At 44.1% G+C, this 834-nt stretch carries 2 protein-coding genes; both read left to right on the top strand.

Translation table 11 applies throughout. From position 1 onward, the window contains the following. Positions 1-445 (top strand): hypothetical protein (locus KP705_RS15565; RefSeq protein ID WP_215764822.1); only part of this gene is annotated, 445 nt, incomplete at its 5' end. 121 nt (positions 446-566) lie between these two features. Next, on the top strand, positions 567-834 hold a 268-nt coding region (locus KP705_RS15560), incomplete at its 3' end, for a hypothetical protein (RefSeq protein ID WP_215764820.1).

Here is an 834-nt window from a genome sequence, read left to right as displayed (position 1 = left end):
CTATAACGTCTCTGAACCCTGTCTTATGGTCCAGAATTATACGCAGACGCCTGACACTGAACTCGGCAAAAAGGCTCTCGAACTCATTGAAGTTGTCTCTAAGCGACACCATCAGCAGGTTATCGAAAAACTCCAAAAAATTGGATGCGATGCTCTAACGGGGCGTAATCTGTTTGCGTTGCGTGGTTCGTGGGAGCTTGGCAACAGGGATATCAATGCGGTGGATGATTCCGCAAAAGCATATATGCTTGACACTTACACGATATCTCACATGGGTAGAGGTGGGGGTAGCGTCTTAGAAGATGGGATGCTGTCAAAGGTTCTCGACATAGAGCGTCTACAAGACCCCGTAGAGCTTGATGAGCCTCCTATTGAGGTTCCGGATTCCGAATACTTCGAAGCTAATCAGGACGCCTTTCAGGAGCTTGCAGACTGGTATCTTTGAAGCTCCGCAGGACCGACGACAATGTAATTGTCATAGTCGGACACTATGACAAGTCAAATATTGATTTCTATCTGCTACAATAAGTTTCCAGTACCCCACAAACTGAGGGTCKGAGATTGTTATGGATATGGTAAAGAAGGAAAAATATAGAGAAATAGAGAGAGAAGTACAGAGGCTTGAAAATCTGTTCAATATAAAGGCTGTGCGATTGAAGGCACGTTATGAGACCAAGGCTATTCGTTATATGTTTGGGAATGGGGTCGAGGTTTATTGCGGTTGGGAAAAGCCTTACGATATCATGACTTGTTTGCATGACCATTATATTGACCATTCTTTTCCTGTGAAGGATGTGAAAAGTTATAGAGATTATTTGCGTTGTCTTCCTTCGC

This window comes from Gluconobacter sp. P1D12_c (assembly GCF_018812105.1).
GTDB classification, from domain to species: domain Bacteria; phylum Pseudomonadota; class Alphaproteobacteria; order Acetobacterales; family Acetobacteraceae; genus Gluconobacter; species Gluconobacter oxydans_A.
This window is presented reverse-complemented; position numbering and strand designations above follow the sequence as displayed.